Here is a 12,373-nt window from a genome sequence, read left to right as displayed (position 1 = left end):
CCCGGCCTCCCGGACGGCCTACTTGATGCGCTCCAGCACGCTCACGTAGTTGGCCACCGCGACGCCGCCCATGTTGAACACGCCGGCCAGCGTCGCGCCGGGGATCTGCATCCCGCCGGCCTCGTCGCAGAGCTGCATCGCCGAGAGCGCGTGCATCGACACGCCCGTGGCGCCGATCGGATGGCCCTTCGCCTTGAGGCCGCCCGAGGCGTTCACCGGCAGCTTGCCGTCCTTGCGGGTCCAGCCCTCGCGCACCGCGTCGGCGCCGCGCCCCTCCGGCGTGAGTCCCATCGCCTCGTACTCGATGAGTTCGGCCACCGTGAAGCAATCGTGGGTCTCGACCAGCGAGAGGTCGTCGAGGGTGATGCCGGCGCGCTCCAGCGCCTGCGCCCAGGCGACCGCACAGCCCTCGAAGCGCAGGATGTCGCGCTTCGACATCGGCAGGAAGTCCTGCGCGTGGGCGGTCGACCGGAAGGCGACGGCGCGGCGCATGCGCAACGCCGTCTCGGTGTCGGCCAGCACCAGCGCGGCGGCGCCGTCCGAGACCAGCGAGCAATCGGTGCGCTTCAGCGGGCCGGCGACGAAGGGGTTCTTCTCCGATTCCGTGCGGCAGAAGTCGAAGCCGAGGTCCTTGCGCATCTGCGCGAAGGGGTTGGCCACGCCGTTCTGGTGGTTCTTGGCCGCGATCATCGCCAGCGCGTCGGACTGGTCGCCGTGGCGCTGGAAGTAGCGGGCCGCGATGCCGCCGAAGACGCCCGCGAAGCCCGCAGGCGTCTCGCCGTCCTCCGGCAGGTAGGAGGCCTTGAGGAGGTTCGTGCCGATCTGCGGGCCGGGCGTGCGCGTCATCTGCTCGACGCCGACCACCAGCACCACCCGGGCGCGCTTGGCCTCGATGGTCTTGATGCCCTGGTGGACCGCCGCCGAGCCGGTGGCGCAGGCGTTCTCGACGCGCGTCGCCGGCTTGAACCGGAAGCCGTCATCGGCCTGCAGGACCAGCGAGGCGGTGAAGTCCTGGGGCGAGAAGCCGGCGTTGAAGTGCCCCAGCACGATCTCGTCGACGTCCGAGGCCCCGATCCCCGCATGCGCCAGCGCCTCCCCGGCGACGCGCACCACGAGGCTCTCGACGGTCTCGGCGTCGTGCTTGCCGAACGGCGTGTGGCTCCAGCCGACGATGCAGGCGGTCATGATGCGATCTCCTCCCGGCGGTCCTGGCGACCGCGGCGTCTCCTCGGGCTCCTTTTGCGCGAGGGCTTTCCCCGGCACAAGCGCGCCTCAGGCAGCCCTGAACCGCGCGTAGCCCGCAGCCCGCAAGGCGCAGGCCGGGCAGGTGCCGCAGCCGTGGCCCCAGGCGTGGCGCTGCCCCCGCTCGCCGAGATAGCAGGTGTGGCTCTCCTCCACGATGAGGTCGACCAGCGCCTCCCCGCCGAGATCCCGCGCCAAGCGCCAGGTCTGCGCCTTGTCGAGCCACATCAGCGGCGTGTGGAGCACGAAGCGGCGCTCCATGCCGAGGTTGAGGGCGACCTGCAGCGCCTTGATGGTGTCGTCGCGGCAATCGGGATAGCCCGAGTAATCCGTCTCGCACATGCCGCCCACGAGGTGGCGCAGGCCCCGCCGGTAGGCGAGCGCCGCCGCGAAGGTGAGGAAGACGAGGTTGCGGCCGGGCACGAAGGTGTTGGGCAGCCCGTTCGCCGCGAACGCGATGGCCTCGTCGCGGGTCAGCGCCGTCTCGGAGATCTCGCCCAGCACCCCCAGCGGCAGGGTGTGGTCCGGCCCGAGCCGCGCCGCCCGATCCGGATCGAGCTCCACGAGGCCGGCCCGCAGCCGCGCCCGGCAGTCGAGTTCGATCCGGTGGCGCTGGCCGTAATCGAAGCCGAGCGTCTCGACGCGCGCGAAGCGGTCGAGCGCCCAGGCGAGGCAGGTCGCCGAATCCTGGCCGCCGGAGAAGAGCACCAGCGCGCCCTCGGTCTCGTCCATCGTCTCTCTCCCGACCGCGCGGTTCGGCCCGCGCCCCCGGCGCGGCGGCTCTGAGCTGCCATCCTGCCGGCGCCACCCCTGCCGGATCTCCTCGGCGACCTGCGCGACGGACGGAGCGTATCCGCCCTCCGCCTCGATCAGGCCGACGCATCCCCAGCAATCTCCGCCGCAATCGGTCGAGAGCGGATCGTCGGCGAGGCCGAGCGGGCGCCCGCATAGTCCGCAAAGGCCGGGCGACGTCATGCGCGCTGGTCCAGCAAGCCCGATGCCGGCCGCGGCGGCGTCACGCCCCGGTATACTCCGCCCACGACATCGGCGTCTCGAACACCTTGACGGAGGCCAGCGCCGGCAGGACCGGGCGGGCGCGGTTCCAGATCCAGATGGCGATGTGCTCAGCCGTGGGGTTCTCCAGCCCCGGCACCTCGTTGAGGCAATGGTGGTCGAGCTGGTCGAGGAGCGGCGCGAAGGCGCTCTCGACGTCGAAGAAGTCGACAACCCAGCCCGTGCGCGGGTCGACCGGTCCGTCGAGCTGCAGCTCCACCCGGTAGGAATGGCCGTGCATCCGGTGGCAGCGGTGGGTCTCGGGCACGTTCGGCAGCCGGTGGGCGGCCTCGAACGTGAAGGCCTGGGTGATCTTCATGGGCCGATATCGTCGGGTGGAGCGCGGTCCCGCGCGGTCGCGAGCCCCATAGCATCTGCCGCGCGCCGGCCGAAACCGCGCTCAGGGCAAAACCCGATTAGGGAATACCGATCATCTTGTGGGTCTGGAGGCTCAGCCGCCAGCGGGCGTCGCGCAGGCAGTAGGCGACCGCGGCCTGCGTGTGGGCGGCCCGGTCCGGCCCGTCCATCGGCTGGAGCCAGAAGTGCCGGAAGTCGAGGCCCGCCAACGCCTCCGGGGAGAGCCCGGCCTGGGGGTAGACGAGCTTCAGCTCGTGCCCGCGCGTGAGCCGCAAGGGAGCGCCCGCCTTCGGGCTGACGCAGATCCAGTCGATCCCTTCGGGCGCGTCCTGGGTGCCGTTGGTCTCGACGGCGGTCTCGAACCCGTGCGCATGCACCGCGGCGAGCAGGGCCGCGTCGAGCTGCAGCAGCGGCTCGCCCCCGGTGAACACCACGTAGCGCCCGCTCTCGCCGCCGCCCCAGGCCGCCGCGATGGCATCCGCCAGCGCCGCGGCATCCGCGAAGCGTCCGCCGCCGGAGCCGTCCGTGCCGACGAAGTCGGTGTCGCAGAAGCGGCAGACGGCATCGGCCCGGTCCGCCTCGCGACCGCTCCACAGGTTGCAGCCGGCGAATCGGCAGAAGACGGCGGAGCGGCCCGCCTGGGCGCCCTCGCCCTGCAGGGTGTGGAAGATCTCCTTGACGGCGTAACTCATCGGGTCTCCGGCCCGGGGCCTGATCCGGGGTTGTCCTGCCCTGCCAGATGGGGGCCTGCGCGCGCAACCGCATCCCGCCTCAGATCGTGGGTTGTGCGTGTGCGCGGCCGCACGCCGCCATGCTCCCGCCACGGATCGCGCGTTGAAGCGTGGTGCGGCGATGCTGTCAAAAGCGTCGCCATTGCCCTACACTTGCGGCCGGACGGCCGTACGGTGCCGCCAGGACGGCGCAGGGGTCCGGTGCCGATGGGCCGGGCCGCGCCGGGCACCGTGCGGAACCGAAGCCCGACGGGGATGCGACGCATGACGAAACCTGCCCCGCTCGCGCGGCTGATCGGGCCCTTGCTCGGTTCCTTGGTTGGCCTCCTGGCCGCGGGAGCGGCCGGAGCCGTGACCCAGCCGATGCTGGTGGTCGATGTCGAGACCGGCAAGGTGATCTACAACCAGGCCGGCACCGATCCCTGGTACCCCGCCTCGGTCACCAAGCTGATGACGGCCTACGTGGCCCTCGACCTCGTGCGCCAGCGCCGGGTCTCGATGGACCAGCTCCTGACCGTCTCGCCCGAGGCCGCCGCCGAGCCCCCGTCCAAGATGGGCTTCAAGCCCGGCACGCAGATCACCCTCGACAACGCCCTCAAGATCATCATGGTCAAGTCGGCCAACGACGTGTCCTGGGCGATCGCCGAGGGGCTGGCCGGCTCGGTCGAGGGCTTCGCCGCCCTGATGAACGAGACCTCGCAGCGGCTCGGCATGCGCGAGAGCCGCTGGTACAACCCGAACGGCCTGCCGGATCCCCGGCAATGGACCAGCGCCCGCGACATGGCGATCCTGGGCCGGGCCATCCTGCGCGACTTCCCCGAGCACCGCGACCTTTTTTCGATCTCGGCGGTCCAGTTCGGCCGGCGGGTGATGGCCAACCACAACGGGCTGCTCGGACGCTACCCGGGCGTCGACGGCATGAAGACCGGCTTCATCTGCTCGAGCGGCTTCAACGTGGTGGCGAGCGCGACCCGCAACGGGCGGCGCATCATCACGGTCGTCATGGGGCAGCCGAAGGCCCGGGAGCGCGACCTGAAGGCCGCCGACCTGTTCGATTACGGCTTCGGCCAGAGCGGCTGGGGCGGCCCGACCCTCGCCGACCTGCCGCCCTCCCAGGCCGCCACGCCGCCCGACCTGCGGCCTTACATCTGCGACAAGAGCAAGCCGATGCCGACGGACGCGGATTCCTCCGCGCTCACCGCCGGGACGGCAGGCGACAACGCCAACGCGCAGCTCATGGCCGCCAGCTCACCGCCGGCCGCGGCGCTCGCCTTCGCCACCATGAGCAGCGCCCAGCTGCGCAGCCGGGCGCTGCCGCCCCGCGCGCCCCTCCAGCCGGTGCTGGTCTGGACCGGCCGCGACCCGGCCGAGAGCGCGGTCGCGGCCACCGACGGGCTCGAGGGCGAGGCCCCCGCCCGGGCGCCGCGCACAAAGGCCGCCAAGCTCAAGCCCGCCCCGAGCCGCGCCATCACGGCGACGGGCGCCACGGTGCCCCAGCCGAAGCTTCTCGCCCGCGGACGCGGCACGCCGCCCGCGCCGGCCTCGGCCTACGCGGCGGCGCCGCACAACCCGGTGATCGCCGAAGCCAGGAAGGCGCCGGCTCCCAAGGCCGCCTCTCCCAAGGCGCCCGCTCCGAGGCCGGTGGCCCAGAAGCCGGCCGCGCCCAAGGCCGCGGCGGGCAAGCCCACCAAGCCGCAGCCCAAGGCGGAGGCGAAGCCGCAGGCCGCGGTGGCCGGAGCGAAGCCCAGGAGAGACTGATCCCGGGCGGAGACTGATCCCGGGCGGCGCGGCCGCCTCGGATACCGCCACCGGCGGCGCTCGTGCCGCCTGGATGGCGCCGAGGAGGCGGTCGACCTCCCGCTTCACCGCGCAGGCCTGCCGCGGGACGCCGTCCTTGCGAGGCGCGGGCAAACCTCCCTTGCCGGACGGGGCCGATCGCCCGGAGGATCGCGCCGGGCGGACGACGCCCTGCCTCGTTCCCCGGATCCCCGCCATGCCGCACGCCGTCACCCGCCGCACGCTGATCGCCGCCGCAGGTCTGCTGCCCCTCGCCGCGCGGGCGACGGAGTCCGGGCCGGTCCCGGACGCCGGACCCGTGCAGGTCGGCTCCTGGCGCATCGAGCCCCTGCGCGACGGCCTGTTCCCCCTCGAACCGGCGATGATCCCGGGGGCCGACAGCGAGGCGGGCCGCACGCTTCTGCGGCAGGCTGGCCTGCCGCCCGCCGGCCCCACGCCGGAGCCCGTCAACGCCTTCCTGATCCGGCGCGGGGACCGGCACTGGCTCCTCGATGCGGGCTGCGGCGGCGTGTTCGGGCCGGATTTCGGCCGCGCCACCGCTGGCCTCGACGCCGGGCGGATCGATGGCGTGTGGCTGACGCATCTCCACGCCGACCATGCGGGCGGCCTCCTCGCCCCGGACGGCACGGCCCGGTTCCCGCGGGCCGAACTCGTCGTTCAGGAGGCGGAGGCCGCCTACTGGAGCGACCCGGCCTCGCGCGCCCGGGCGCCGGCCGCGATGGGTCCGTTCTTCGACACCGCGCTCGCGGTGCTGCGCGCCTATGCGGGCCGGGTGCGGCGCGTGAGCGGGGCCGCCGATCTCGCCCCGGGCGTGGTCGCGGTGCCGCTCCCGGGCCACACGCCGGGGCATGCGGGCGTGCTGATCGAGGAGAACGGCGCCCGCCTGCTGATCTGGGGCGACATCGTCCACTCGCGGCTGCTGCAGATGCCCCACCCGGACTGGACGGTGATCTGGGACGCCGATCCGGCGCAGGCCGCGGCCACGCGCCGCCGGATCCTCGACCGGGCGGTGGTGGAGGGGCTGCCGGTGACGGGCATGCACCTCGCGGGCGTCGGCCGCGTCGCGCGCGACGGGGCGGCCTACGCCTTCGTGGCCTGATCCCTCAGCCGAGGCTCGGCAGCGCGAGCCCGTGCGCGCGGGCGCAGTCGAGGGCCTCTGCGTAGCCCGCATCGGCGTGGCGCATCACGCCGGTGGCCGGGTCGTTCCAGAGCACACGCTCCAGGCGGCGGTCGGCGGCCTCGCTGCCGTCGCAGACGATCACCATGCCGGCGTGCTGCGAAAAACCCATGCCGACCCCGCCGCCGTGATGCAGCGACACCCAGGTCGCCCCCGAGGCGGTGTTGAGCAGCGCGTTCAGGAGCGGCCAGTCCGAGACCGCGTCGGAGCCGTCCCGCATGCCCTCCGTCTCGCGGTTCGGCGAGGCGACGGAGCCGGAATCGAGGTGGTCGCGGCCGATGACGATCGGCGCCTTCAGCTCGCCGCTCCGCACCATGGCGTTGAAGGCGAGGCCGAGCCGGTGCCGGTCGCCGAGGCCGACCCAGCAGATCCGGGCCGGCAGGCCCTGGAACCGGATCTTCTCCCGGGCCATGTCGAGCCAGCGGTGGAGATGCGCGTTGTCCGGCAGCAGCTCCTTCACCTTGGCGTCGGTGCGGTAGATGTCCTCCGGGTCGCCCGAGAGCGCGCACCAGCGGAACGGCCCGATGCCGCGGCAGAAGAGCGGGCGGATGTAGGCCGGCACGAAGCCCGGGAAGTCGAAGGCGTCGGCGACGCCCTCCTCCAGGGCCATCTGGCGGATGTTGTTGCCGTAATCGACCGTGGGCACGCCGTCCCGGTGGAAGGCGAGCATCTCCCGCACCTGCGCGGCCATCGAGCGCTTGGCGGCGGCCGCCACCCCGGCCGGGTCGCTCTCGCGCCGCGCCTCCCATTCGGCCACGCTCCAGCCCACCGGCAGGTAGCCGTTGACGGGGTCGTGCGCCGAGGTCTGGTCGGTGACGCAGTCCGGCCGCACGCCCCGGCGCCGGATCTCGGCGAAGACCTCGGCGGCGTTGCCCAGCAGCGCCACCGAGCGCGGCGTGCGCGCCCGGCCGGCTTCCGCGATCAGCGCCAGCGCCTCGTCGAGGTCGCGGGCCTGCACGTCGACGTAGCCGGTGCGCAGGCGGAACTCGATGCTGGAGGCCCGGCACTCGACGGCGAGGCAGGAGGCGCCGGCCATCGTGGCGGCGAGCGGCTGCGCGCCGCCCATGCCCCCCAAGCCCGCGGTCAGGATCCAGCGCCCGCCGAGATCGCCGCCGTAATGGCGCCGGCCCATCTCCACGAAGGTCTCGTAGGTGCCCTGCACGATGCCCTGGCTGCCGATGTAGATCCAGGAGCCGGCCGTCATCTGGCCGTACATCATCAGGCCCTTGCGATCGAGCTCGTGGAAATGCTCCCAGGTCGCCCAGTGCGGCACGAGGTTGGAGTTGGCGATCAGCACCCGCGGGGCGTCCGGATGGGTGCGGAAGACCCCCACCGGCTTGCCCGACTGCACCAGCAGCGTCTGGTCCTCGCCGAGGTCGCGCAGCGCCGCGACGATGCGGTCGAAGCTCGCCCAGTCCCGCGCCGCCCGGCCGATGCCGCCGTAGACCACGAGGTCGCCCGGGCGCTCGGCCACCTCCGGGTCGAGGTTGTTCATCAGCATCCGCAGGGGGGCCTCGGTGAGCCAGCTCCTGGCGCTGAGGTCGGTCCCGCGGGGCGCGCGGACGATGCGGGCGTTGTCGATGCGGGGCGTATCGCTGGCGCTCATGGTGAACGGGCTCCGAAGGCGAGGCACGCGGCGAGGACGCGCGCGAGGGCGGCCGCGGCCGGCGCGGCGCAGTCGGGATCGTAGGGGGGCGGCCACGTGTCCGGGCCGACCGGTCCCACCGGCTCGGCGAGGTAGGCCCGGCAGGCGAGTTCCATCTGCACCGCGTGCACCCCGTCCCCGGGCCGGCCGTAGGCGCGGGTGATGTAGCCGCCGCGGAAGCGCCCGTTGCTCACCCACGACAGGCCGCTCGCGCCGCAGATCGCCTCGATCTCGGCCTGCAGCCCCGGATCGCAGCTCGCGCCGCCGTTCGAGCCGATGTTGAAGTGGGGCAGCAGGCCCGGAAACAGCCGCGGGATCTGCGAGCGGATCGAGTGGGCGTCGTACAGGACGATGCGAGGATGGATCCGCCGCAGCCGGGCGATCTCGGCCTGGAGCGCGGCGTGGTAGGGGTCGAACCACGCCGCGCGCCGCGCGGCCGCATCCGGCGCCTGCCCGTCCCGATACAGCGCCTCGCCGTCGAAGGTGGTGGTCGGGCACAGCTCCGTCGTGGCCTGCCCCGGATAGAGCGAGGCGCCCGACGGGTCCCGGTTCACGTCGACGACGGTGCGGGAGATCGCCGTGCGGACGATCGTCGCGTCGAGGTCGGCCGCGAAGGCGTAGAGCCGGTCGATGAACCAGTCGGTGTCCTTGCGGGCGAGCCAGGGCGAGACGAGGGCGGCCTCGATCTCCGCCGGGATCTCGGTGCCGGTATGGGGCAGGCTGACGACGAGGGGCGCCGTGCCTTGCCGGAGGGTGAGCCAGGGGAGGGTCATGACGTCCCGGGGTTCGATGGGGCGGTCCCGTCACGCCGCGGGTCGCGCGATCTTCTCCAGTTCGGCACCCAGGGCACGCTCGGCATGCCAGAGATCGTAGGCGGCCTGCAGACGCATCCACACCTCGGGGCCGTTGCCGCAGAAGCGCCCGAGCCGAAGGGCCATCGCGGGCGACACGGCTGCCGTGCCGGACAGGAGCCGGTTGAGGGCGTGACGCGACACGCCGAGACGGTCGGCCGCGGCGCTGACGGACAGGCCGAGATCCGGGAGGACGTCCTCCCGCAGGATGGCACCGGGATGGACGGGCTGACGCTCCGGATCCCGGCGGGGCCGCTCACCCACCATGATAATCCTCCAGGTCGACGTCCACGGCGTCCCGTCCATCGAACGCGAAGGTCAGCCGCCAGTTGCGGGAGACGGTGACCGCATAGCGGCCAGCCCGGTCTCCGGTCATACGAAATCCGATTGATCGCTTCGCGATGCGGATTTCGGCTTCGCTCAGGCGCCGCGCGGGCTGTCTGATACGAGATCCGAACTGATCGTCCGGATCTCGTATCAGAGCGTGGAAGCCGTAGGTCACGATGTCCATGTCCTCGGGGCGCTCCGCCCGATCCAGCAGGTCGAGCTGGCGCTCGATCCGCCCGACCCAATCCGGGCGCAGGCCGCGGGCATCGCTCCGCGTCCAGAACCGCTTGAGTGCCTTGCTGCGGAAGCTCGTGATCACGACGCGCTACCGTGGCGTCACCGGCCCGGTTGTCGAGGCTTCGGGTCGGGCGGCGTGGGCGAGCGGCACGGGTCACGGCGCGGCCCCGCTCACCCCCGGCAGCGCGCTGCCGGCCGCCTCGGCCACCGCGCCGCTGCGCACGAGGTCCGCCGCCGCCGCGATGTCGGGATGGACATAGCGGTCCTCGTCGAGATGCGGCACCGCGCGCCGCACGAGGGCGCGGACCCGCTCCAGGGCGGCGCTCGACGTGAGTGGGGCGAGGAAGTCGCAGCCCTGCGCGGCCGCCAGCAGCTCGATCGCCACCACCGCGGTCGTGTTCTCGACCATCGGCAGGAGGCGCCGCGCTCCGTGGGCGGCCATCGACACGTGGTCCTCCTGATTCGCCGAGGTCGGAATCGAATCGACGCTCGCCGGGTGGGCGCGCTGCTTGTTCTCGGAAACCAGGGCCGCCGCCGTGACCTGCGGGATCATGAAGCCGGAGTTCAGGCCGGGCCGCGGGGTCAGGAAGGCCGGCAGCCCCGAGGAGAGCGCCGGGTCGACGAGGAGCGAGATGCGCCGCTCGGACAGCGAGCCGATCTCGCACAGGGCCAGCGCGATCATGTCCGCCGCGAAGGCCACGGGCTCGGCGTGGAAGTTGCCGCCCGACAGGGCCTCGCCCGTCTCGGGGAAGATCAGCGGGTTGTCCGAGACGCCGTTGGCCTCCGTCTCCAGGGTGGCGCCCGCCTGCCGCAGCAGGTCGAGGACGGCGCCCATCACCTGCGGCTGGCAGCGCAGGCAATAGGGGTCCTGCACCCGCTCGTCGCCGACGAGGTGGGAGGCGCGGATGGAGGAGCCGGCGAGCAGGCCGCGCAGGGCGTCGGCCGCCTCGATCTGCCCGCGGTGGCGGCGCAGGGCGTGGATGCGCGGATCGAACGGCGTGTCCGAGCCCCGCGCCGCGTCGACCGAGAGCGCGCCCGCCACCAGCGCGGCGCGCAGCAGGTCCTCGGCCCCGAACAGGCCCGCGAGCGCGTAGGCGGTGGAGAATTGCGTGCCGTTGAGGAGGGCGAGGCCCTCCTTCGGCCCCAGGGCCACGGGGGCGAGGCCCGCCCGCGCCAGCGCCTCGCCCGCCGGCAGGCGGAGGCCCTCGTGCTCGCATTCGCCGACGCCGATCATCGCGGCGGTCATGTGGGCGAGGGGGGCGAGGTCGCCCGAGGCGCCCACCGACCCCTGCGCTGGCACCACCGGCGTGACGCCCCGCGCCAGCATCGCGTCGAGGAGCGCCACCGTGGCCGGCGCGACGCCGGACGCGCCCTGCGCGAGGCTCGCGAGCTTGAGCGCCATCATCAGCCGGGCCACCGGCACCGGCATGGGATCGCCGACCCCGGCCGCGTGGGAGAGCACGATGTTGCGCTGGAGCGCCGCGAGGTCGCCCGCCGCGATCCGCACGCTCGCGAGCTTCCCGAATCCGGTGTTGATCCCGTAGACGGGCTCGCCCCGCGCGACGATCGCCGCCACCGCCTCGGCGCCCCGCGCGATCACGGGCGCGCAGGCGGGATCGAGCCGCGGGACGGCGCCCGCCAGGACCGCCCGCCACGCGGCGAGCGGCACCGCCCCGGGGGTGAGGACGAGGTCGCTCATCGGCCCCTCCGGACGCGGGCGTGCAGCGGGTTGAAGCCGATCCGGTAGACCAGCTCGGCCGGACGCGCGATGTCCCAGATCGCGAGGTCGCACCACTTGCCGGGCTCCAGAGTGCCGGTCTCGGGCAGGCGCCCCAGAGCGCGCGCCGCCTCGCGGGTGACGCCCGCGAGGCACTCGTCCACCGTGAGGCGAAACAGCGTGGCGCCCATGTTGAGGACGAGGAGCAGCGAGGTCAGCGGCGAAGAGCCGGGGTTGCAGTCGGTGGCGAGCGCCATGCGGGTACCGTGACGGCGGAAGAGGTCGACCGGCGGAGGCTTGGTCTCGCGGATGAAGTAGAAGGCCCCCGGCAGCAGCACCGCCACCGTCCCGGCCCGCGCCATGGCGGCGGCCCCCGCCTCGTCGGTGTATTCGAGGTGGTCGGCCGACAGCGCCCCGAACCGGGCCGCGAGCGCCGCGCCGCCGAGGTTCGAGAGCTGGTCCGCGTGGAGCTTGACCGGAAGGCCCAGCGCCTTCGCCGCCGCAAAGACCCGCGCGGTCTGCTCGGGCGAGAAGGCGATGCCCTCGCAAAACGCATCCACGGCGTCGGCGAGGCCCTCCCGCGCCAGTGCGGGCAGCATCGCGTCGCAGACGCGCGCGATGTAGCGGTCCTTGTCGGTCTCTTCCGGCGGCAGTGCGTGGGCGCCGAGGAACGTCGTCGTCACGGTGACCGGGCGGGCCTCGCCCAGGGCACGCGCCGCCCGCAGGCTCGCGGCCTCCGCCTCCTGCGACAGCCCGTAGCCCGACTTCACCTCGATCGTCGTGACGCCCTCGGCCAGCAGCGCGTCGAGGCGCGGCAGCGCGCTCGCCACCAGATCGGCGGGCGTGGCCGCGCGGGTCGCCCGCACGGTCGAGACGATGCCCCCGCCCGCCCGGGCGATCTCCTCGTAGGTCGCGCCCGCGAGCCGCGCCTCGAATTCCTGCGCCCGGTCGCCCCCGAAGACGAGGTGGGTGTGGCAGTCGATCAGGCCCGGGGTGATCCAGCGGCCCTCGCAGGCGATCTGCTCGGGAGCGTCGAGGGGCGGCGCGTCGGCAGCCGGCCCGGCATAGACGATGCGGCCGTCGCGGGCCGCCACCACCCCGTCCTCCACGATCCCGAGGCCTTGCCGGTCCGGCGCGAGGGTGGCGAGGCGGGCTCCGCGCCAGATGCGGTCGCACTGCATGGGGTCACCCCTTCGGCCCGGTGGCTTCGTGCGTCGAGTATGTATAGACATAATCAGC

The 12,373-nt window shown here is 73.5% G+C and carries 12 protein-coding genes; 2 read left to right on the top strand and 10 right to left on the bottom strand.

Annotated elements, in window-relative coordinates; all coding sequences use genetic code 11:
• Positions 1 to 18 precede the first annotated feature (18 nt).
• The 4 genes from ACKUB9_RS03275 to queE form a co-directional block, all read right to left on the bottom strand.
• Positions 19 to 1,185 carry an acetyl-CoA acetyltransferase gene (locus ACKUB9_RS03275; protein WP_407519358.1) on the bottom strand — a complete coding sequence of 389 codons (1,167 nt, stop codon included), beginning with the start codon at positions 1,183 to 1,185 and terminating at the stop codon, positions 19 to 21.
• An 87-nt stretch (positions 1,186 to 1,272) separates the two neighbouring features.
• Positions 1,273 to 1,974: a 7-cyano-7-deazaguanine synthase QueC gene (queC, locus tag ACKUB9_RS03270; protein WP_407519357.1), complete on the bottom strand. Its 702-nt coding sequence runs from the start codon at positions 1,972 to 1,974 to the stop codon at positions 1,273 to 1,275.
• Positions 1,975 to 2,257: 283 nt separating this feature from the next.
• Positions 2,258 to 2,614: a 6-carboxytetrahydropterin synthase QueD gene (queD, locus tag ACKUB9_RS03265; RefSeq protein WP_407519356.1), complete on the bottom strand. Its 357-nt coding sequence runs from the start codon at positions 2,612 to 2,614 to the stop codon at positions 2,258 to 2,260.
• A gap of 97 nt (positions 2,615 to 2,711) precedes the next feature.
• Positions 2,712 to 3,344, bottom strand: coding sequence for a 7-carboxy-7-deazaguanine synthase (queE, locus tag ACKUB9_RS03260; RefSeq protein ID WP_407519355.1), 633 nt, complete (start codon positions 3,342 to 3,344; stop codon positions 2,712 to 2,714).
• Between the two features lie 303 nt (positions 3,345 to 3,647).
• Here queE and ACKUB9_RS03255 point away from each other — a divergent pair, with 303 nt between their 5' ends.
• Together ACKUB9_RS03255 and ACKUB9_RS03250 are read left to right on the top strand one after the other, a co-directional pair.
• Positions 3,648 to 5,141, top strand: a complete 1,494-nt coding sequence (locus tag ACKUB9_RS03255; RefSeq protein ID WP_407519354.1) for a D-alanyl-D-alanine carboxypeptidase family protein — start codon at positions 3,648 to 3,650, stop codon at positions 5,139 to 5,141.
• A 235-nt stretch (positions 5,142 to 5,376) separates the two neighbouring features.
• On the top strand, positions 5,377 to 6,279 hold the full coding sequence (locus tag ACKUB9_RS03250; protein ID WP_407519353.1) for an MBL fold metallo-hydrolase: 903 nt from the start codon (positions 5,377 to 5,379) through the stop codon (positions 6,277 to 6,279).
• Between the two features lie 4 nt (positions 6,280 to 6,283).
• Here the strand turns inward: ACKUB9_RS03250 and hutU are convergent, their stop codons facing one another.
• From hutU to hutI, 6 genes are all read right to left on the bottom strand, one after another.
• Complete coding sequence (gene hutU / locus ACKUB9_RS03245) at positions 6,284 to 7,963, bottom strand: urocanate hydratase (RefSeq protein WP_407519352.1); 1,680 nt, start codon at positions 7,961 to 7,963, stop codon at positions 6,284 to 6,286.
• A complete protein-coding gene (gene hutG, locus ACKUB9_RS03240; protein ID WP_407519351.1) occupies positions 7,960 to 8,775 on the bottom strand; it encodes an N-formylglutamate deformylase in 816 nt (271 codons plus the stop codon). Before hutG ends, hutU begins: the two co-directional genes overlap by 4 nt.
• Before the next feature lie 30 nt (positions 8,776 to 8,805).
• Positions 8,806 to 9,120 (bottom strand): HigA family addiction module antitoxin, encoded by a 315-nt coding sequence (locus tag ACKUB9_RS03235; RefSeq protein WP_407519350.1) that lies wholly within the window; start codon positions 9,118 to 9,120, stop codon positions 8,806 to 8,808.
• A complete protein-coding gene (locus ACKUB9_RS03230) occupies positions 9,110 to 9,499 on the bottom strand; it encodes a type II toxin-antitoxin system RelE/ParE family toxin (RefSeq protein ID WP_407519349.1) in 390 nt (129 codons plus the stop codon). The genes ACKUB9_RS03235 and ACKUB9_RS03230 overlap by 11 nt, the downstream gene beginning before the upstream one ends.
• A 72-nt stretch (positions 9,500 to 9,571) precedes the next feature.
• Entirely contained in the window at positions 9,572 to 11,116 is a 1,545-nt protein-coding gene (hutH, locus tag ACKUB9_RS03225) for a histidine ammonia-lyase (RefSeq protein WP_407519348.1), read from the bottom strand.
• Positions 11,113 to 12,315, bottom strand: coding sequence for an imidazolonepropionase (gene hutI / locus ACKUB9_RS03220; protein ID WP_407519347.1), 1,203 nt, complete (start codon positions 12,313 to 12,315; stop codon positions 11,113 to 11,115). Before hutI ends, hutH begins: the two co-directional genes overlap by 4 nt.
• Positions 12,316 to 12,373 lie beyond the last annotated feature (58 nt).

Origin of the sequence: Methylobacterium oryzisoli (assembly GCF_046557895.1) — a bacterium.
Classification (GTDB): domain Bacteria; phylum Pseudomonadota; class Alphaproteobacteria; order Rhizobiales; family Beijerinckiaceae; genus Methylobacterium; species Methylobacterium oryzisoli.
This window is presented reverse-complemented; position numbering and strand designations above follow the sequence as displayed.